Source organism: Ochrovirga pacifica (assembly GCF_000220525.1).
GTDB classification, from domain to species: Bacteria; Bacteroidota; Bacteroidia; order Flavobacteriales; family Flavobacteriaceae; genus Ochrovirga; species Ochrovirga pacifica.
In genome coordinates, this window is the sequence record NZ_AFPK01000042.1 from 25,159 (window position 1) to 45,948 (window position 20,790).

Consider the following 20,790-nt stretch of genomic DNA (forward strand, 5'->3'; position numbering starts at 1 on the left):
TATAGGTTGTTGATATTTAAGTGGTTACGTGTTTTTTCGCAACCACTCAAATATACGTTTTTTTTACTAGTAAAATGACAAAAGCTAGTTTTAAGATCGGGTTTGTCCGTTTCCTTTAACAATCCACTTATACGAAGTAATTTCTTCTAGAGCCATAGGTCCTCTAGCGTGTAATTTTTGGGTACTAATTCCTATTTCTGCACCTAATCCAAACTGGGCACCATCTGTGTATGCAGTTGAAGCATTGGCATAAACTGCTGCAGCATCTACTCGGTTAAGATAGGTGGCTACTGTATCTGCGTTTTCAGATATAATAGCTTCACTATGTTTAGAACTATATTTAGCAATATGGTTTAGTGCTGTTTCAAAAGAATTTACAGTTTTTATAGCCATTTTATTTGCTAAAAATTCAGTTCCAAAATGACTGTCGTCTGCTTTGTGTAGCAAATCTTTAGGATAATCAGTTAGTTTATTGTAAGAGGCTTCATCAGCATAAATAACGGTGTTTTTGGTAGCTAGCTCTTTGGTTAACTGGTTTAAATTGTCTAATTGAGATTCGTGAAGCAACAAACAGTCTAATGCATTACATACACTTACTCTTCTTGTTTTAGAATTGGCGATAATTGCGGTTCCTTTGGCTAAGTCTCCATCTTTATCAAAATACACGTGTACAATACCAGCTCCTGTTTCGATAACAGGTACTTTTGCATTTTCTCGAACAAAATTAATCAATCCTTGACTTCCTCTAGGAATAATAATATCTACATAATCTACAGCATTCAACAATTCTGCAGTAGCACTTCTGTCTGCAGGCAATAGCGTTACAACATTTGTATCTACATTGTGTTTTTTTAATACTTCTTTAATGATGTTTACAATTGCAATGTTAGAGAATTCAGCATCGGATCCTCCTTTTAGAATACATGCATTTTTGGTTTTAAAGCATAATGAAAAAACATCAAAGGAAACGTTAGGTCGAGCTTCGTAGATAACTCCAATAACACCTATTGGAACCCTTACTTTAGAAATATCTAAGCCGTTATCTAGCACTTTATTTTCTATTACATGTCCTACAGGGCTTTTTAGCTTAGCAACATTTTTAATGTCTCCTGCAATTCCTTTGATTCTTTCTTCGTTTAACAAAAGGCGATCGTATTTAGGATCGTTTTTATCCATTCTGTCCAAGTCTTTTTGATTGGCTTCTAAAATGCTGTTGGTATTTTCGATGGCCAAATCGGCTATTTCAATCAAAATAGCATCAATGGTTTCGTTATTCAGTTCTACCAAAGTTCTGCTTGCTTTGGTGGTGTTCTCAAAAGTGTTTTTTAAGGTTAACTCCATAAAATTATTTTATTGTTAAGTAGTTATAGTGCACTAATGCAGGCTGGTGGTGTTTTTGTAAATACCCTAAAGCTTTCTCTGCACTATAAGATGCTTTACCATAGCCTATTTCATTGCCTTCTAAATCTAGCAAAGCAATAATGTCTCCTTTTTTAAAATCTCCTTCAATTTTTTCTACCCCAATGGGTAACAAACTGTTGGCTTTTTTACTAAAAAGGGCAGCTGCCGCTCCAGAATTCACAAAAACTTTACCTTTAGAAAAGGTTTCGGAGTTGCTAATCCATTTTTTTACAGCAGTCTTGTTTTTATCATGTTTAGCCGCAAAAAAAGTACCAGTTTCTCTATGTAACAATTTATGGGTAATATTGTCAGTTGTACCATTTCCTATAGATACATGAACTCCTAATTCTGAAATTTTAATAGCAGTGTTAACTTTGGTCAACATACCTCCTCTACCAAATTCAGATTTTTCTGCGCTAATAGCTTCTTCAAGGTTGATCTCTTCTTTATAAAACTGTCTAATTAACTTTGCAGTGGGCTTGCTAGGATGGTCTGTAAAAATACCATCTACATTGCTTAAAATTAACAGCTCATCGGCTTGGACCATAGTAGCTACCAATCCTGACAATTCGTCGTTGTCTGTAAACATGAGCTCGGTTACCGAAACAACATCATTTTCATTAATAATTGGAGTAATGTCACATTTAAGCAATGCTTCAATGCAGTTTACCATGTTTAAATAATGTTCTCTAGTGCCAAAAGATTCTTTGGTAATAAGTACTTGGGAACATTTTTTTTGATGTGTTTCAAAGCATTGGTTGTAAAGATTCATCAACTCAATTTGCCCTAAAGATGCTAATACTTGTCTTTTGCTAATGGGGTCTAATGTGTTGGGTAAATCAATTTTAGATCTACCAGCAGCTACAGCTCCAGAGGATATTAAAATCACTTGATGTCCTTGTTTTTTCAAGGTATAAATTTGCGCTACCAAATCAGTAATGCGTTCTTTGTTTGGGGTTCCTGTGGCAAGTGTTAACACGTTAGAACCAATTTTGATGACAATTTTTTTAGCAATCATGGTTGTAAACTCAATACCGAAAAATCAGTAATATGTAATGCAAAAGTCGTTAATTTTTAAGGACTTTACAAACCAGGTTGCGGAGATTTGCAGAGCTGTTATTTATTTGATTTGTTTTTGGATTAGAGAAAAAAATGAGGATAACTCTGTGATTTGAGTAGTTTTTTTAAAAAAAAGTGTTGATTTTTATTGTTTTGTTTTTTTATTGATTTCGGTAAATGTTGTATGTGTATAGTTGAAATCATACTAAAGTATGATGATTTATTTGTGAAATACTTATACATTTGTTTCCAGACAAAAAAGTCTTTTGTGATTGTAAGTCAACTTTTGTGCTGCAAATAATTAGAGTACCAGTATTGATAGAATTTAGGGGTAGGTTACTATCAAAAAAATGTGGTTATAATAATTGTATTTTGTGGTTGTTGTACAAAAGAAACAGGGCAATTGCAAAAGCTTTTTTTTATTCTTTAAGCAACGGAATATGGATTAAAATACTAGTTCCATTTTTTACTTTTACGTTAAAATTACCACATAACAACTGCACTCTTTCTTTAATTCCGTTAATACCAAAAGAGGTGCTAGGAATATTTTTGGTTTTAAAACCAATACCATCATCGGTAACAGCTAAGTAGATGTTTTGTCTTCTAAGAATCAGATCAATGTTAATAACGCTTCCTTTAGAGTATTTAATAGCGTTGGTAGTAAGTTCTGATGTTGCTTTAAAAATAAGTTTTGCTATTTGTTGGGGGAGTTCTACATGTTTATTAATAGCACTGTTAAAAACAATGGTAATATTGCTTAATTTATTCATTTTATCACAGTACTCTTCTATAGCTTGTTCAAAATTATCAGAATTAATGTTAGGGATGTAAAGTGAATTGAGTAAAAAACGATAGTCTTTTTTAAAAGCATTTAAAATCTCATTAATTTTTTTGTCGTTCAGTTTTTTGTTTAACAAATTCAAACGCAAAGCTTCAATATAACCACCAAAAGAATCATGAACATCACTCATTAAAATATTTTGATGTTCTTCTTGTAAAACAGATAAGTTTTCGTGAAAATTGTTCTTTAAAAAGTTGTTTTCTTTCTTTAGGTTGATGGATAAAAATTCACCATCGATGGATTGTTTAGAGATGTAGAAAATAATTACAAATACGTTGATGAAAATACCTAAGTAAACCGATTGATAAATAAAATAGATAACATAAGGATCGTTAAACAGCTCTTTAAAGTTTCCTAAGTTAGCATATACACCTACAATAGGAAGTAAAAAAGCAACAAACATATACATAGGGATTACTCTATATCTTGCCAAGATGCAGTGTGCAATAAGAGAAGCCAAAGAACAGTAGTTTAGTGCAATATGTGCATAGTATTCGATGTTGATAATTTCTACAAAAAATAGAGTAACTAAAGATAGCAGAACTCCACAGGCACAAAATAGACTGATCCCTTTGTAGATGATACTTTTACAAAAAAGAGTTTTATGATTGTAATTGTAGTAATTTCTAAAAAATTCGGATAATGACATAACTGAAATCATTATAAAAATATTGTCCAAATTGTATTTGTAAATAGTTTGATTGCTAACCAACCACTGACCTAAAATTCCATTGTCGGCCAAGTATTCTGACACCAAAGCACAAAGGTGTACCATGTACCATAATATAACATATTGTCTTTTGTATAAAAATAGAATACAAGCACAGGTAAGTAGTACAATAATTCCGATAACGTATGCTCCTATTATAAAATAATCAGCTTGCATTTTTTTCTTAAACTCTTTAATGTTTAAGATTTTAATTAAAAACTCAGTTCTGTAACTAGTAGCATCTTTAGTTCTTATGAATAGTTTAGAAGGGCTTGTTTCTTTACTAATATGTGCTTGAGGAAACCTATATTCTCCTGTTTGCAACTCTAGTCTTTTTATTTGGTTATTTCTGTAAAGGTAGATTTCTAAAATATCCAACAAAGGATTTTCGATGCTAATAAAATAATCTTCTTTTAGCTTAGGGATTTCAGCTGTAATCCAAATAGCTTCTTTGTTCTTAAAATCTTGATAAATTTTATTGGTAAAGAGAGTAGAAAAACGTCCTTGTTTTTCTAGTGTTACAATTTCTGATATGGTAAGGCTATCGCTTTGAAAAGACAGTTGCTTGTATTCTAAATCCAAAACGGATTGTGAAAACATAAGATTGGTAATCAATAAGAAATAAACAACCAGTTTCATATAAGTGAATTATGTGGCTAATAAACAATTTTTATACTATGTAAATCCTATGAAAAAATCATATTTTGATATGATTTATGTTATTAAAACGTTATTTTAAGTGTCATTGTTCTCCCAAATGAAAAATGGTAATTTCGGGTCTAACGTTGCATCTTACAGGAAACAGGTTTCCTAATGCTCTGTTAATGTATAAAGTTCTTTTGGCATCTAATTCAACTTTGCCAGCTGCATACCTTTTGTTTTTTACGGGAAGAATAAAGGGAGGTAAAAAAGGAGGTTTTACTTGCCCGCCATGAGTGTGACCAGACAAAATCCAGCCTTCAAATTGTTCCCAAATAGGCAAATCGCACACATCGGGATTGTGGCAAAGTGCTATTTGCGGATTTGTTTTATTTAGGGTTTTCATTACGGGTTCAGGAAAAAAATTGGTTCCCCACAAATCATCTATTCCTATAATGTCTAAGCCAAAATAATTTTTTTTCTCATTTCTTAGCACATCAATCCCTGCATTTTTTAGAAGGTTGCTTATATTGTTGGCTACTTCTTGTTCTTGAAAATTTTTACCATAATCATGGTTACCAAGTATTGCAATGCTAGCCAGTTCTCCACAAACAGCATGCATCATTACTTTTTGTAACTGAGTGTATTGTTCTTCGTTTTCCCAGTTTACAAAATCTCCTGTATATACTACAAAATCTGGCTTGTATTTTTGTGCTTTCTGAAAAGAGTCGATGATGTAGTTCCAATCAAACCTATTTCCTACGTGTATATCGCTAATTTGCATAAGGGTCTTACCCACCAACTTAGAAGGTAAATTTTTAATGGGCATGCCTAGTGTTACAAACTCTAGCCAGTAAGGTTCAATTTGCCAAGCATAGGTTCCTAAGCCTATTGATAACGCAGCTGATCCCAATAGCCCTTTTTTTATGAAGCTTTTTCTTTTCATCTCCCTTTTTATAGCATGTTCTATTGGCTAATATAACTACAAAGGCCTTTCAAAAAAAATGAAAGGCCTTTGTAGATAGGTGATAAAAATCAATTTATTTTTTTAAAATTTTCCATTGGTATGAGCCATTTTGGATGGGATTTCTGAAATAACATCCCAGTGTTCTACAATTTTACCATCTTCTAATCGGAATAGATCGTAAAAAGCTTGTTTTTTTCCAAACCAAGTTCCTTCACTCATACTTAGTACAAAATTTCCTTGTCCCAGTACCTTGTGTAATTTAGTAACCACAAACATGTTGTTCTGAGAGATTAAGTAATCAATTGCATTGCCCAAGCCGTCTAATCCATCTTTTATGGCTACATTGTGTTGATGGTATTGTTCTGTGCTAATATATTCTGTAATTTTTTTTGGATTTTTACCCATCAAAATATCGTTTACAAAATTGCGAACCAAGGCTTTGTTAGTTGCTGTTTTGTCTAAATCTTTTATTTGGGTGGGGCCATCTGTTTGACTACGTCCGCTAGCAGTTTTTTCTACCCACGGAGTTAAATTGTCCCAATGTTCAGCTACTTTTCCGTTTTCTAATCGATAAACATCAAAAGCTACCATTTTTTTAGCACCAAATGCTTGTGCATTGTTATAGGTGTTGTGTAATATCACAAAGTCTCCGTCCTGAAAAACACGGTGCGTGGTGCTTGTAGTTTTAGCTTCTTTTAGTTTGGGTAAAAAGTTGATTATTGTAGATCTTCCTGTAGGTACATGTGGATTGTGTTGAGTGTAGTTTTCAGTAAAGTGTTTTTTAATCCCCCTGGGATTATAGTCTTCAAAAAAGGCTTGTTGAGCTTTTAAGGTGCGTTTAATGTTAGGCGAGTTTTGTATGGATTTACATGCGGTAGTAAATACAAATGCAATTAAGCTAAGTTTTACAATTGTTTTCATAATTAAAATGTTTTATTGTTTCTAAAAACAAAAGTACCTGTCTTTTGTATGCATGCGACTATACAAAAAAGAATAATGACTGTAAAAATGGGAAAATGTCTTAGGTAAATGTGGTTCTAAAATGTTCCGGAGTGGTCTGTGTGTGTTTTTTAAAAAACTTGTACAAATTACTTGGATCCTCAAAACCTGAACGATAGGCAATCTCTTTTACAGAAAGTTTGGTGTTAACCAAAAGTCGTTTGATTTGTGTAACAGCAATTTCGTCAATAAACTGTTTGGCCGATTTGTGTAAAATAGCCTGCGTAATGTTGTTTAGAGTTTTACTACTAATAGCCATTTTGCTGGCATAAAAGTTAATTTTTTTTGTTTGAAAACATTCTTGCTCTACCAATTTTTGAAAAGTTAAAAACGGTGACAAATACTTGTGGTGTTCTTGATGTTGTTTTTGTAGGCTTTTGTTTCTAAGCAACAGTCTTATGATAATTTGTAACTGACAGCGAACAATATCTGTAGAATATAAATCGTTAATGGAAAAATTTTCTTGCTGTATTTGTTTTATAAGTAATAATAGTGTTGTAAAAGTAGTAGGTTCTAGCGTAGATTTTGGATTGCTAATCAGTTCGTTAAAAAGCTGTAGACTTTTTAGAATTTCTTTTTTTTCAAAAAAATGAATCAAAAAATCATCGGTAAAGAGCAGTAAAAAACCTTGGCTGTTAGAGTTGGGGTGAAACTTGTGAATTTGGTCCTTTCGAATGCTTAAAACACTACCTTTTTGATATGAGTAATCTGTAAAGTCAATAGTGTGAGTGCCTTTGCCTTTAGTGCAAATAAACAACATGTAAAAATCTATTTGCTGAAATTCGAAAAGAGCGTGTGGTAAGTTTTTTCTATCTAATAATTCACGTAGCTCTATCAAATCAAAATGGTTTTTACTACGTTGGTTATTAAAGCTAATTTGCTGGATGTCTTCTTTCAAAAAAGTTAAGATTTTATAATTAACAAGCTGTTCTTTTTAACAACATATATTCACCGTTGTTTTTGAATTCCTTTAGAGATATTCCTGCATAACGCTTAAAGGTTTTAGAAAGATGGCTTACATCGGTAAAGCCTAGGTCGTCTGCAATTTCAGTAAGAGTATAATCTGAGTTTAGCAGACGTATTTCAACCATTTTTAACTTGGCTTTAATAATGTATTCTCGCAAAGAAACTTGCATTTGTTTTCTGAAAAACTCGCTTACATATGTTGGCGACATCGAAAAAACTTGTGCCAAATGTTCTACTTTTAGCAAGCTAGGTTCATGTAGGTTTTCATTTATATAGGTTAGCATTTTATTGATTCTGTCGTCCGTGTTTTTATCAGTAGCTTCGTGATAATTGCTTTTTTTGATGTTACGGATCAAGATTTCTAAAATACTAGTCATTAAACTTTTAATCAGTGAAACAGAATCTTCTCCAAAGTGAGTAGATTCTTGTAATATCATTGAAATTAATAAATCAATATATTGTCTATCTGCTTCACTTTTAATAATATCTCCTGGCAACTGATTGTAGTTAGATAATATGTAAGCTGCCTCTTTAAACCATTCGTCTCTGTTAATAGATGCTTTAGACATGTTTTTAAAAAAAGTATCGGTAAATTTTAAAAATACAAAGGTGGTTGAGGATTCAATATTAAAGGAATGACATTTTAGAGGAGGTAGTAAAAAAATACTTCCTTCTTGATAAGGGTAATGGTTGTAATTAATGCATTGTGTACCAGCTCCTTTTTTAATAAGTACCAATTCAAAAAAATTATTTTTAACGGGACGTTGTTTCCATTCAGATAAATTGATTTCTTGTATTTCAAAAGGTTTTGGGGCTTCTAATACTTGCATAAATATCATTTTTAAATTCAAAAATAATTATTTTTTACATTTTAATCTTTTTTTAGCCTTTAAACTTACATTAACTACCGCTTTTTGTACATCAATAAATAAAGGGTGCTGTTGTACCTTTGAAGTGTAAAAAAATCATAAAAATAAAATTAAATGAAAGCTGTAGGATATCAAGAGAATTTAAGTATCGATCATAAAAATGCACTGGTAGACATTGAGCTGCCAACTCCAAAAGCTATAGGAAAAGATATTTTGGTGGCTGTAAAAGCAGTGTCTGTAAACCCGGTAGATTATAAAGTAAGATTAGCTGTAAAATCAGAACCTGAAGAATGGAAAGTACTGGGGTGGGATGCTGCCGGGATTGTAGCTGAAGTTGGGAATGATGTGGTTGATTTTAAAGTAGGTGACTCTGTGTATTATGCAGGAGACATAACCCGATCAGGGAGCAATGCTCAGTACCATTTGGTTGACGAACGTATAGTAGGGCATATGCCCAAAAGTCTTTCTTTTGCCGAAGCAGCAGCTTTGCCCTTAACCTCGTTAACTGCTTGGGAACTTTTGTTTGATAGAATGGAAATAGATACTAAAAATGCAAACAAAAGTATTTTAGTGATTGGTGCTGCAGGAGGAGTAGGGTCTGTTTTGGTACAGCTACTAAAACAAAAAACACAACTTACAGTAGTAGGGACTGCTTCTAGGAGTGAGACCGCAACTTGGTTGCAAAATTTAGGAGTAGATTATGTTATCAATCATAAAAATAAGTTGAGTGATGAGTATGATAAATTAGCGTTAGCAGCTCCTGACTATGTAGTAAGTTTAAATGCAACCGAACATCATTTTGATGAAATAGTAAAAATTATAAAGCCGCAAGGAAAATTTGGCCTCATAGATGATCCAAGTCAATTCAATATCATGCCTTTAAAATCTAAAGCAGTAGCTACTTATTTTGAGTTTATGTTTACTCGTTCAATGTTTCAAACAGCCGATATTAGAAAACAACAAGAAATACTCAATCAAATTGCATATTTGATAGATGAAAAAGTGATAAAAACTACCGTTGGACAACATTTAGGAACACTAAATTCAGTCAATCTAAAAAAAGCGCATGCCATGTTAGAAAGTGGAACTTCTAAAGGAAAAATTGTGTTAGAAGTAGGTTAATATATCTATAAAATAACATATTAGTCAGTATTAGATGTAACACCTACATAAACAGGTTGGTTAGGTGATTATAGACAAGAAATAGTTAAATTTTAACTAAATGCAGAGTGAAATATTAAGTAAGAATACCTTCTTATTGTAAAATAGAAGGAGAAGAAATTAAGGGGTGTTTTAGAATGGCCTCACTAATAAGGGGGGCGATTTTATGAAAGATATAGATGGTTAAAAAACTTATCAGTTAGAACCTCTAGATTTATCAGTTGTGATTATAGTATAAAATACAAAGACAAATTGGCTTGATGTGAATTTATAAAAGCTTTCAGAAAAAGCTTTTATGGTTAAAATAAATATAAAAGGAATAATGAAAAAAAAGATATTGATTACAGGGAGTACCGATGGAGTAGGGAAGTTGTTGGCTCTACAGTTGGCAGAAGAAGGACACGATTTGTGTGTTCATGGTAGAGATGCTTTTAAGGTGAAAAATTTAGTGTCTGAGTTAAAGGCAATTACTCATCATAACGAAATAAAGGGGTATGTAGCCGATTTTTCGGACGTAAAGGCTGTTAAAAAAATGGCGAGTAAAGTAGTTTCTGAACATTCAAAACTAGATGTATTGATTAATAATGCAGGAGTGTTTAATAGTTCTGAAACAAGCAATACAAACCAAATAGATTTACGCTTGGTAGTAAATTATTTAGCGGCTTATGTATTAACGGAGTCGCTAATGGTTTTGTTACAAAAATCTGAGAGTCCTAGAGTGGTAAATTTAAGTTCTGCAGCGCAGGCTTCGGTTTCTATAGAAGCACTTGCGGGAACAAAAGCTTTGGGAGTTAGTGAGGCGTATGCACAAAGTAAATTGGCGTTAACTATGTATGGTTTTTATTTAGCTAAAAAAGAGCCTTGGTTAGGAGTTGTAGCTGTCAATCCAGGTTCATTACTCAATACCAAAATGGCTCATGAGGCTTACGGCCAATATTGGTCTCCGGCCGAAAAAGGAGTGGCAATTGTAAGACAGTTAGCCCTAGAATACAGCAAGGAAGAAATACAAGGGAAGTATTTTGATAACGATCAGGGAGAATTTACGAAAGCTCATTCAGATTCTTATAAAGAATCTCTTGTTTTAAATTTGATAGATCAAACTAAGAAAATTGTAAATATTTAGTAACTAGAATGCTACGCTGTTAAAGACATTGTTTTCAATGTCTTTTTTTTGTGTTAAGAAAAGGTTAAATATGTATGTATTCATGCAAAATGGTTTTTTAGTATGACCTGTATTGAAAAGGATTGATATATATTTGTTACAGGTTTTTATAAACCAATGTTAAAAAACTAAACAAGCAAATATGAAAAAAACATTGATTTTATTGATTTGTCTTTGTACAAGTCTATCGGCCTTTTCGCAAGAAGAGAAGGAGCGAAAACATGCACTTGCTATTGGTGCAGGTTCTGGGTTAAATGTAGGATATTCCTATAAATTAAATGATTACTTTTCTTTAACAGCCAAGTATGGAGCATTAAAGTACAAGCAAGAAGATTTTGATTATGAAATTGATGGTGAAGATTTATTGGTAGACGGAGAGTTTGATTTTACACATGGAGATTTAATGCTAAACATTGCACCTTTTGGAAGTGGATTTAGATTTGTAGTTGGAGCAGGTTATTTTATGACAAGTGCTATTGATGTAGATATGACTTTTAGTGAAAGTGTTTTTATCGGAGATGTAGAGTTTACATCAGACGATGTAGGGCATATCTTAATTAATGCAGAGTGGGATCAGATATTGCCATATTTTGGATTAGGCTTTGGTAGAGCAGTACCCAAAACAGGTTTTGGGTTTGGATTGGAGCTAGGTACTTATTACGATGCCGATGGTCCAACCATGACTCTAGATGCCACGGGATTGATTGAAGATACTAAAAATCAACAAGAATTGCTTCAAGAAAGCTTTAAAGAGAACAAGTTTATTCCTTATGTAAATCTAAGATTTGCGTTCTCATTCTAACAAACTAAATTAAAACGAACATATTATGAAAACAATTAAATATTTAATTATTGCAGCTGTACTTGGTTTACAGGTAGGTTGTATCGATAAAAAATTTGAAGACGAATTTAAAATTTCAATTACTCCCGATGCAGTTGTTAGTAAAACAACCCTAGAGATTTCAAATGCGAATGGAGATGAAACACCTATATCAGGTGAAATTTCTTTTTACGGAGAAGGGTCAGAGTTTATTTATACTCCTGAAGGAAAGAAAGAATTTGTAGTGAATGAAGGGGTTGTAACAGTTGGGGTAATAGCAAATGCTAATGCTTCTTTAGAAGATCCGATCACAGTTTTAGGAACTATTACAGCAGAGGGGTATGAATCTAAACATGTTGAATTAACTTTTGATGGTGAGGATGAGTTTAAATATATCAACACTACTATTTCTAAAATAGGAGAAGAACCTGAAGGTGTTGAAAGTAGTTCTAAATCTGTTGATTTGAATAACGGAACAATTACAGAAGAAGTAACGGTAGATGTAACCAGTAATGGTTCTGGAGAAAGAGTTGAGGTTACCCTTCCTGAAGGAACGATTGTAAAAGACGAAGAAGGAAATGTATTAGATGATAGTGATTTGGAATTTGAATTAGTTTCTTATGACTTGACTAAACCTAGCACACTTGATGCTCTGTCTGAAGGTGGTTTTTTAAGAGAGGATGAAGATGAGGATGACTTAGTACAACGTATGCCTCTTGTAAATGCAATAGCTTCTGATTCACCCCAATTGGATTCGTCCGGAGATCTAATCATGCCGCTGACAAATCCTTTAGGTTTTTATTTAAAATCAAGCAAAGTAACACATAGGTATAGATACACTAGAAGACACTGCACTTGGAGTTGGTGGAGAAGAAGATGTCATTACCATACCTATTACAGATACAATACCTTTACTTACCCTGCAAGAATTATTAAGTACATTACCCCTGGTACATTAAATCCTGTATCAGGTAATCCGATGAAATTGGGAGATAGAGTTACGGTTTATAGAGAAGAAGGAGGCGTATATAGAACAAAAGGAGAAGTCTCAGTTGTTGATAGATACGGAAGTTTGGCTTTAGAATATTCAACATATAGTGATGGTCGTTATCTATTTGGTTTTTCACCCAAGCAGGTAGAAACATGTACAGTTGATGTTAGCTCTCAAATTACATTGGTTAACAATGGAATTCCACAAGCATTCAAATTTGTAGTCGCAAAAAATAATAGAGTTTATGCAAATGCATATATGTATGTAGGTGGAGAAATGACTATTAATTTGAGTTACGCCCCAAATTTAGCAGCTACTTTACGTTATTTAAATAATCCTGGATATAGTTTGCAAGTTTATACTGCTGTAGGAGGAGTTAAGGTGTATGATAAGCAATTAACTTTATGTGATATTATTGGAGGAAATATTGATTTAGACGGAACTTCTGAATGTGTATATCAAGCTAATTATGACGTAAAAATTGATTGTCCATCAGTAAATTTGGTCTTAAACTATTTACCTGTTTTCTATAAAAAAGAATCTGATGTTTACTATAAGAGATTTGGTTATATAAATAAGGGATATATCAAAGGGGGGACTCCTTGTTTAGATGCGTCTGAGAAATATCAGTTTAGAGTATTGTATGATAATCAATGGAGGGTTTCACCAGTTCGTACAGGAGCACAAGTTAATGCACAAGCAAATGGGATTGGCTTTAATGAAACTAATATTTGTGACTTTGTAGAGGAGCAGTTGAAGTAAAAGGAAGTTATATTTTAAAAATATATTGAATAAGTATTTTTTGGAATATAATAAATTGGTATCGAGAATATTTTTGAGAGAAAGTTATGAATTAAATAATTATCTGTTTTAAACTACATATATATGAATTTAATACGATTATTTAGGTTCTATAAAATGTTTTTAAAAGTTTGTTTTCAATCAGTTTAAAAGAAAGAAGAAATGATTTTATTACTTGAGAGTCCTTTTTTATTTTGTAAAATATATCAAAACACATTTATGATTTAGGGTTTTAGAAAAGGTCTGTAAAACAATAACTCAGATTTATATTCCATTCAGAAATCCAACAAAAAAACGAGGCATTTGCCTCGTTTTTTTTGTTGTTAGAAATGTAGTTTACTTTTTACGCTTTTTCTGAGCCTCTTGTTGTGCTTGGGCTTGTTTCATCGCTTCGTCCAAACGTTGTCTAAACTTACTTTCTTTTTTAGGCTTCTTTCTGTTTTCGTGAATTTTCGCTAAAATCTTTTCTTCATCAATTACATAGTTTTTAATAACATACATAATAGTTAAAGTCAATAAGTTAGAAATAAAGTAGTACAAACTTAAACCAGATGCGTAATTGTTAAAGAAAATCAGCATCATAATTGGAGAAAAATACATCATCATTTTCATCATCTTTTGCATATCAGGCATCCCTTCTTGTGCCGGCTGTTGCATGCTCATTTGCTGACTCTGGTTCATTCTCATATAAAAGAAGATCGCAACTGAAGCTAATACGGGAAACAAACTAAAGTGGTTTCCATAAAAGTTAGAAATAATAGGAATATTGGTAGACCATTCAAACACACTGTCATAAGAAGCTAAATCGTCTGCCCATAAAAAAGACTCTTGTCTTAAGTCTATCTCAGAAGGGAAAAAACGGAACAAAGCAAAGAAGACTGGCATTTGTAATAATGCAGGAATACATCCAGCCATCATGTTTACTCCAGATTTACGCTGCAAAGCCATCACTTCAGATTGACGTTTCATTTGATTTTCTTTACCTGGAAATTTTGCGTTAATAGCATCAATTTCTGGTTTTAAAACCTTCATTTTAGCACTAGAAACGTATGATTTGTATACCAAAGGAGACATTAACAACCTAACAACTAATGTCATTAAAATAATTACCAAACCGTAGTTGCTAATAAAGCTGCTTAGCATGTGAAAAATTGGAATAAAAACAACTTTATTAATCCATCCAAAAATCCCCCATCCTAAATTCATTACATTTTCAATTCCTTTGTCGTAAGATTTTAATTGGTCATATACATTAGGTCCTACATATAAATTTAAGTTATAATTTAAATTTCCATTACTAAGTTTTAAAGGAACAGTAGTCGAAAATTCTTTGGTAGCTAAAGTGTCTTTCATCACATCGTTTACTAACGACTTAGATGCTAATTCTGCTTTTTCAAAAGGGGTTTCGGTAAGCAAAATGGTCGAAAAGAAATGTTGTTTAAAAGCAATCCAGTTTACATCTTCTTCTAATTCATCATCTTTAGATCCTGTTGATAAATCATCAAATTTTCCATCTTCTTTTTCGTAATGCAAAGCCGTCATTTGATTCTCGTATTTTACGCTTTTTTCTTGACTTCTGGCTACAAAATCCCATTCAAGATTTATTTTATGATTGCTGTTGATTACATTTTCTAATCCTATAGAGCGTACAGAGAAATCAACCATATAATCATTAGGCTTTAACTGATAATTGTACTCTAAAAATTGATTTTCAGAAACTTTTAGTTTAAAAGATGCAATTTGATTGTTACCGTTTTTAGAAACCTTTGGCTGAAACACCAACTCTTTAGTATTGATGATTTTGTTTTCAAATGTTCCAAATTCAATATTAAAATTGGCATTGTTGTCTTTAATCAAAAACAAAGGTTTGTTGGTGTGAGTGGTGTAGTTTTTTAGCTGAGCTTCTACAATTTGTCCTCCTTTATTAGCAATAACTAGTCTTAATACATTGTTTTCTAAAGTGGTTGTTCCAGCTTTATTTGTATTTAGGGTAGCATAAGCAAATTCCCCATATTTTTTTTGAGCCTCTAGATTGGCAACAGAATCGGTTACGATGCTTGGGGTTGATTCGTTTTCAGAAACAGAAGTTTCTACAGTGGTTTCTTGTTTTTCGGGAGTGGTAACTTTGTCTTTTTGGGTCATTGAGTACCAAAACAAAACTGCTCCCATTAATGCAAAACCAATAATTTGACTGGCTCCTAACTTGTTTTTTTCTTCCATTGTTTAAAAAATAGAAGTCTGTCATGAAGAAATGACAGACTTAGATGATATAATTATTTTACGTTTATTTTGATTGTAAATATTCTAAACTAGCGTTTACAAAATCTTTGAATAAAGGATGAGGTTTTAGTACCGTACTCTTGTATTCTGGATGGTATTGTACAGCAACAAACCAAGGGTGTGATGGAATTTCTACAACCTCTACCAAACCTGTTTTAGGGTTAACACCTGTGGCTTTCATTCCTGCAGCTTCAATTTGTTCTTTGTAGCTTCCATTAAACTCATAACGATGTCTATGTCTTTCGGAAATAAGCTCGTTTTCATAAGCTTTAAAAGCTTTAGAGTTGTTGGTTAGTTCACAATCCCAAGCTCCCAAACGCATCGTACCTCCTAAGTTGGTAATCTCTTTTTGATCTTCCATTAAGTTGATGACTGGGTGTGGTGTGTTTTCATCCATCTCGGTAGAGTTGGCATCTTTTAACCCAAGTACATTTCGGGCATATTCTATCACAGCCATTTGCATTCCTAAACAAATTCCCATAAAAGGAATGTTGTGTTCTCGTGCATAGCGAATGGTTTCTATCTTCCCTTCTGTACCACGATTTCCAAAACCAGGAGCAACCATAATTCCGCTCAGACCGTGTAATTTTCTTGCGATATTATCTTTGTCAATATCTTCAGAATGAATCCATTCTAACTTAACTTTTATTCTTTGAGAAGATCCAGCATGTATAAAAGCTTCGGCAATAGATTTGTATGCATCCTGTAGTTCTACATACTTACCAATAACTCCAATTTTTACTTTGTGTAGTGGATTTTTGTGTTTTTCTACAAACTTGTTCCACTCAATCAACTTTGGTTCTTTAGGACTGCTGAGTTGTAATTTTTTAAGAACCACTCTGTCCAAGCCTTCGTGGAACATCATGTTAGGAACATCATAAATGGTTTCTGCATCTAAAGAAGAAATAACATCCTCTTTTTGAACGTTGCAAAACAAAGCCAGTTTTCGTTTAATATCATCAGAAATATAATGTTCTGATCTACATACTAAAATATCAGGATTTAAACCATTTTGCATCATCATTTTTACAGAGTGCTGTGTAGGTTTGGTTTTTAATTCTCCGGCAGCTGCCAAGTAGGGAATTAAGGTTAAATGAATCACTACAGAGTTGTGTTCTCCCAATTCCCAAGTCAATTGTCTAACAGATTCTACATAAGGTAAAGATTCAATATCACCTACGGTACCTCCCAATTCAGTAATTACTACATCATATTCTCCTGTTTCTCCTAAGAGTTGAATACGTTCTTTAATTTCATTAGTAATATGAGGAATGACTTGTACTGTTTTTCCCAAAAATTGCCCTTCACGTTCTTTGTCTATAACGGATTGGTAAACTCTACCTGTGGTTACATTGTTTGCTTGCGAAGTTCTTACACCTAAAAACCTTTCGTAGTGACCTAAGTCTAGGTCTGTTTCAGCACCATCATCAGTTACAAAACATTCTCCATGCTCATAAGGGTTTAGCGTACCTGGATCAATGTTAATGTATGGGTCGAACTTTTGAATTGTAACTCGGTATCCTCTTTCTTGTAAAAGTTTAGCCAAAGATGCAGCAATAATTCCCTTACCTAAGGACGAAGTAACACCACCGGTTACAAAAACATATTTCGTATCAGTCATTGTATTTTGTTTGTGCAAAAGTACAAACTTCTCTAGAAATATAACCACGATTTTTTGTTACATTTTTAGCACTTGCTTAACTTGCTGATAATCTAGTTTTATAAGTGGTTTGTCTTGTTTTAATAGCAAGTGATGAAAATGGAAAAAAGATAAAATCAACATTAAATAAAAAAAGATTTGTAGTTAATAAATAATCATTTATATTTGCACACGCTTTAGAAAAACCCTCGAGACTAGGTTTTTTAACATAATTAAAAACAAACGACGTTAAGATATAATACAATGAAAAGAACGTATCAACCATCAAATAGAAAAAGAAGAAACAAGCACGGTTTCAGAGAAAGAATGGCTTCTGCTAATGGACGTAAAGTATTAGCTAAGAGAAGAGCAAAAGGTAGAAAGAGTTTAACAGTATCTTCGTCACCAAGACATAAGAAATAATGTTCTTTTCATTATCATATATAGGGTGTTACTTTTTTTAAGTAACACCTTTTTTTTGAAATTTTTAGTTAAATATCATTTCAATCTAACTTAAACAGATTGTTATATTTGTATCAAATTTATTCCTATGCCTAAAAATCCAAACATCAAATCGGTTTTAATTATTGGTTCTGGTCCTATTGTAATTGGTCAAGCTTGTGAGTTTGATTACTCAGGTTCCCAATCCATTAGATCTTTAAAAGAAGAGGGGATAGAGGTTGTTCTAATCAACTCTAATCCAGCAACCATCATGACAGATCCTTCTTTAGCTGATCATGTGTATTTAAAACCACTTACCACCAAATCTATTAGAGAAATATTAGAAGAACATCCAAACATCGATGCTGTTTTGCCAACTATGGGAGGTCAAACCGCATTAAATTTGTGTATAGAAGCTGATGAAAAAGGAATCTGGGAAGATCATCATGTAGAAATGATTGGGGTAGATATTGATGCCATCAATATTACCGAAGATAGGGAGCAGTTTCGTGAATTGATGGGAAAGATTGGGGTTGGAATGGCTCCTCAGGCAACAGCAAGTTCTTTCTTATCAGGAAAAAAGATAGCACAAGAATTTGGTTTTCCATTGTGTATCCGTTCTTCCTTTACTTTAGGGGGTGCAGGAGCAGCAATTGTATATGAAGAAGAAGACTTTGACGAGTTGTTACGTAGAGGGTTAGAGATTTCTCCAATACACGAAGTAATGATTGACAAAGCAATGATGGGGTGGAAGGAATATGAATTAGAGCTGTTGCGTGATAAGAATGACAATGTAGTAATTGTGTGTTCTATCGAAAATATGGATCCTATGGGAATCCATACAGGAGACTCTATTACAGTAGCTCCGGCTATGACCTTAAGTGATTCTACTTTTCAAAAAATGCGTGATATGGCCATCCATATGATGCGTTCTATTGGAGATTTTGCTGGTGGTTGTAACGTACAGTTTGCTGTTTCGCCAGACGATAAAGAAGAAATTATTGCCATAGAAATCAATCCGCGTGTATCTCGTTCCTCAGCCTTGGCTTCTAAAGCAACAGGATATCCAATTGCGAAAATTGCATCTAAGTTAGCTTTAGGGTATACTTTGGATGAATTGAACAATCAGATTACAGGAAACACATCTGCATTGTTCGAGCCTACTTTAGACTACGTTATTGTTAAAATTCCTCGTTGGAATTTTGATAAATTCGAAGGAGCAGATAGAACTCTTGGACTGCAAATGAAAGCGGTTGGTGAAGTAATGGGAATTGGACGTTCTTTTCAAGAAGCATTACACAAAGCAACACAATCTTTAGAAATTAAAAGAAACGGTTTAGGAGCCGATGGTAAAGAAGAAACACACTACGACACCATAATTTCTAAATTAACCAATGCATCTTGGGATAGAGTGTTTACAATTTACGATGCCATAAAAGCAGGAATTTCTTTGCGTAAAATTTATGATATCACTAAAATAGATATGTGGTACCTTAAACAATACGAAGAGTTATATACTTTAGAAAAAGAAATTTCTACCTACTCTTTAGATACTATTAGCAAAGACTTGTTATTGGAAGCTAAGCAAAAAGGATATGGAGACAGACAAATTGCTCATATGCTTAAGTGTTTGGAGTCTCAAGTGTACAAAAAACGTGAAGAGTTTGGAATTAAGAGAGTTTATAAGTTAGTAGATACGTGTGCTGCAGAATTTGAAGCAAACACACCGTATTACTATTCTACTTTTGAAAACACTATGTCTGTGAATGGAGCAGAAGCTTACGCTCACAACGAGTCTAAAGTAACCGATAAGAAAAAAGTGGTTGTATTAGGTTCTGGGCCCAACCGTATCGGTCAAGGAATAGAGTTTGATTATTGTTGTGTACATGGAGTTTTGGCAGCAAAAGAAGCAGGTTACGAAACCATTATGATTAACTGTAACCCAGAAACGGTTTCTACAGATTTTGACACAGCAGACAAATTGTATTTTGAGCCAGTTTTCTGGGAACATATTTACGATATCATTCAACACGAAAAACCAGAAGGTGTTATTGTACAGTTAGGAGGACAAACAGCTTTAAAGTTGGCTGAAAAATTAGAAGCTTACGGTGTAAAAATCATGGGAACTAGTTTCAAAGCTTTAGATTTAGCCGAAGATAGAGGACGTTTTTCTGAGATGTTAACAAAGTTAGATATTCCTTTCCCTAAATTTGGAACAGCAACCAATGCAGACGAAGCTTTAGAAATTGCAGACAATTTAGATTTTCCAATTTTAGTACGTCCATCTTATGTATTAGGAGGTCAAGGAATGAAAATTGTAATCAACAAAGAAGAATTAGAAGCTCATGTGGTTGATTTGTTACGTTCTATACCAGGTAACAAACTGTTGTTAGATCATTATTTAGACGGAGCTATTGAAGCTGAAGCAGATGCTATTTGTGATGCTGACGGAAATGTATACATTATTGGAATTATGGAGCATATAGAGCCTTGTGGAGTGCACTCTGGAGATTCTAATGCAACATTACCACCATTTAACTTAGGAGATTTTGTAATGCAGCAAATTAAAAATCACACTAAGAAAATTGCAAGAGCCCTAGATACTGTTGGGTTGATTAACATTCAGTTTGCAGTTAAAGACGATACAGTATATATTATTGAAGCAAACCCTAGAGCTTCTCGTACGGTACCATTTATTGCTAAAGCCTACGGAGAGCCTTACGTAAACTATGCAACCAAAGTTATGTTAGGTGTAAATAAAGTAACTGATTTTACATTTAACCCTCAATTAGATGGTTATGCAATCAAGCAACCAGTATTTTCTTTCAATAAATTCCCTAACGTAGATAAAACTTTAGGACCTGAAATGAAATCTACTGGAGAAGCAATTTTATTTATAGATAGCTTAAAAGATGATGAGTTTTACGAATTGTATTCAAGAAGAAAAATGTACCTAAACAAATAGTTTTAGAGAAATACTTAAAAATAGAAAATCCGATAAACATATGTTTGTCGGATTTTTTGCTGTTTTTGATTAAGTTTCAC

The 20,790-nt window shown here is 33.1% G+C and carries 15 protein-coding genes; 6 read left to right on the top strand and 9 right to left on the bottom strand.

Going from position 1 to position 20,790, the window contains the following annotated elements; genetic code table 11:
- Positions 1–90: 90 nt before the first annotated feature.
- From FS85_RS0108525 to FS85_RS0108555, 7 genes are all read right to left on the bottom strand, one after another.
- Complete coding sequence (locus tag FS85_RS0108525; protein ID WP_010135775.1) at positions 91–1,341, bottom strand: glutamate-5-semialdehyde dehydrogenase; 1,251 nt, start codon at positions 1,339–1,341, stop codon at positions 91–93.
- A gap of 4 nt (positions 1,342–1,345) precedes the next feature.
- Positions 1,346–2,419: a glutamate 5-kinase gene (gene proB, locus FS85_RS0108530; protein ID WP_010135776.1), complete on the bottom strand. Its 1,074-nt coding sequence runs from the start codon at positions 2,417–2,419 to the stop codon at positions 1,346–1,348.
- Between the two features lie 460 nt (positions 2,420–2,879).
- The gene (locus FS85_RS0108535) at positions 2,880–4,649 is read right to left on the bottom strand and encodes a sensor histidine kinase (protein WP_010135777.1); all 1,770 of its coding nucleotides are present in this window, start codon (positions 4,647–4,649) and stop codon (positions 2,880–2,882) included.
- 103 nt (positions 4,650–4,752) lie between these two features.
- Positions 4,753–5,595, bottom strand: coding sequence for a metallophosphoesterase (locus FS85_RS0108540; RefSeq protein WP_010135778.1), 843 nt, complete (start codon positions 5,593–5,595; stop codon positions 4,753–4,755).
- A gap of 102 nt (positions 5,596–5,697) precedes the next feature.
- Positions 5,698–6,537: a nuclear transport factor 2 family protein gene (locus tag FS85_RS0108545; protein WP_010135779.1), complete on the bottom strand. Its 840-nt coding sequence runs from the start codon at positions 6,535–6,537 to the stop codon at positions 5,698–5,700.
- Between the two features lie 100 nt (positions 6,538–6,637).
- Entirely contained in the window at positions 6,638–7,513 is an 876-nt protein-coding gene (locus tag FS85_RS0108550; protein ID WP_010135780.1) for an AraC family transcriptional regulator, read from the bottom strand.
- Between the two features lie 19 nt (positions 7,514–7,532).
- Complete coding sequence (locus FS85_RS0108555) at positions 7,533–8,411, bottom strand: AraC family transcriptional regulator (RefSeq protein ID WP_010135781.1); 879 nt, start codon at positions 8,409–8,411, stop codon at positions 7,533–7,535.
- Between the two features lie 153 nt (positions 8,412–8,564).
- Here FS85_RS0108555 and FS85_RS0108560 point away from each other — a divergent pair, with 153 nt between their 5' ends.
- The 4 genes from FS85_RS0108560 (at position 8,565) to FS85_RS0108575 (ending at position 13,346) form a co-directional block, all read left to right on the top strand.
- Entirely contained in the window at positions 8,565–9,572 is a 1,008-nt protein-coding gene (locus FS85_RS0108560; protein ID WP_010135783.1) for a zinc-binding alcohol dehydrogenase family protein, read from the top strand.
- Between the two features lie 361 nt (positions 9,573–9,933).
- Positions 9,934–10,734: an SDR family NAD(P)-dependent oxidoreductase gene (locus FS85_RS0108565; RefSeq protein WP_029489353.1), complete on the top strand. Its 801-nt coding sequence runs from the start codon at positions 9,934–9,936 to the stop codon at positions 10,732–10,734.
- A gap of 181 nt (positions 10,735–10,915) precedes the next feature.
- Positions 10,916–11,575, top strand: coding sequence for a hypothetical protein (locus tag FS85_RS0108570; RefSeq protein WP_010135785.1), 660 nt, complete (start codon positions 10,916–10,918; stop codon positions 11,573–11,575).
- 25 nt (positions 11,576–11,600) lie between these two features.
- Positions 11,601–13,346, top strand: coding sequence for a hypothetical protein (locus tag FS85_RS0108575; RefSeq protein ID WP_010135786.1), 1,746 nt, complete (start codon positions 11,601–11,603; stop codon positions 13,344–13,346).
- 375 nt (positions 13,347–13,721) lie between these two features.
- Here the strand turns inward: FS85_RS0108575 and yidC are convergent, their stop codons facing one another.
- Together yidC and FS85_RS0108585 are read right to left on the bottom strand one after the other, a co-directional pair.
- Positions 13,722–15,605, bottom strand: a complete 1,884-nt coding sequence (gene yidC / locus FS85_RS0108580; protein ID WP_010135788.1) for a membrane protein insertase YidC — start codon at positions 15,603–15,605, stop codon at positions 13,722–13,724.
- Positions 15,606–15,669: 64 nt separating this feature from the next.
- Positions 15,670–17,286: a CTP synthase gene (locus FS85_RS0108585; RefSeq protein ID WP_010135789.1), complete on the bottom strand. Its 1,617-nt coding sequence runs from the start codon at positions 17,284–17,286 to the stop codon at positions 15,670–15,672.
- Positions 17,287–17,568: 282 nt separating this feature from the next.
- Between FS85_RS0108585 and rpmH the strand changes: the two genes are divergently transcribed.
- Together rpmH and carB are read left to right on the top strand one after the other, a co-directional pair.
- Positions 17,569–17,727 carry a 50S ribosomal protein L34 gene (rpmH, locus tag FS85_RS16385; RefSeq protein ID WP_010135790.1) on the top strand — a complete coding sequence of 53 codons (159 nt, stop codon included), beginning with the start codon at positions 17,569–17,571 and terminating at the stop codon, positions 17,725–17,727.
- Between the two features lie 127 nt (positions 17,728–17,854).
- Entirely contained in the window at positions 17,855–20,710 is a 2,856-nt protein-coding gene (gene carB, locus FS85_RS0108590; RefSeq protein WP_010135791.1) for a carbamoyl-phosphate synthase large subunit, read from the top strand.
- Positions 20,711–20,790: the final 80 nt, after the last annotated feature.

Excerpts from the sequence above, each read along its gene's own strand:
- FS85_RS0108570 (WP_010135785.1), top strand. The coding sequence starts at position 10,916 with ATGAAAAAAACATTGATTTTATTGATTTGTCTTTGTACAAGTCTATCG.
- FS85_RS0108560 (WP_010135783.1), top strand. The coding sequence starts at position 8,565 with ATGAAAGCTGTAGGATATCAAGAGAATTTAAGTATCGATCATAAAAAT.
- carB (WP_010135791.1), top strand. The coding sequence starts at position 17,855 with ATGCCTAAAAATCCAAACATCAAATCGGTTTTAATTATTGGTTCTGGT.
- yidC (WP_010135788.1), bottom strand. The coding sequence starts at position 15,605 with ATGGAAGAAAAAAACAAGTTAGGAGCCAGTCAAATTATTGGTTTTGCA.
- FS85_RS0108575 (WP_010135786.1), top strand. The coding sequence starts at position 11,601 with ATGAAAACAATTAAATATTTAATTATTGCAGCTGTACTTGGTTTACAG.
- FS85_RS0108545 (WP_010135779.1), bottom strand. The coding sequence starts at position 6,537 with ATGAAAACAATTGTAAAACTTAGCTTAATTGCATTTGTATTTACTACC.
- FS85_RS0108565 (WP_029489353.1), top strand. The coding sequence starts at position 9,934 with ATGAAAAAAAAGATATTGATTACAGGGAGTACCGATGGAGTAGGGAAG.
- FS85_RS0108540 (WP_010135778.1), bottom strand. The coding sequence starts at position 5,595 with ATGAAAAGAAAAAGCTTCATAAAAAAAGGGCTATTGGGATCAGCTGCG.
- proB (WP_010135776.1), bottom strand. The coding sequence starts at position 2,419 with ATGATTGCTAAAAAAATTGTCATCAAAATTGGTTCTAACGTGTTAACA.
- FS85_RS0108535 (WP_010135777.1), bottom strand. The coding sequence starts at position 4,649 with ATGAAACTGGTTGTTTATTTCTTATTGATTACCAATCTTATGTTTTCA.
- FS85_RS0108555 (WP_010135781.1), bottom strand. The coding sequence starts at position 8,411 with ATGCAAGTATTAGAAGCCCCAAAACCTTTTGAAATACAAGAAATCAAT.
- FS85_RS0108525 (WP_010135775.1), bottom strand. The coding sequence starts at position 1,341 with ATGGAGTTAACCTTAAAAAACACTTTTGAGAACACCACCAAAGCAAGC.
- FS85_RS0108585 (WP_010135789.1), bottom strand. The coding sequence starts at position 17,286 with ATGACTGATACGAAATATGTTTTTGTAACCGGTGGTGTTACTTCGTCC.
- rpmH (WP_010135790.1), top strand. The coding sequence starts at position 17,569 with ATGAAAAGAACGTATCAACCATCAAATAGAAAAAGAAGAAACAAGCAC.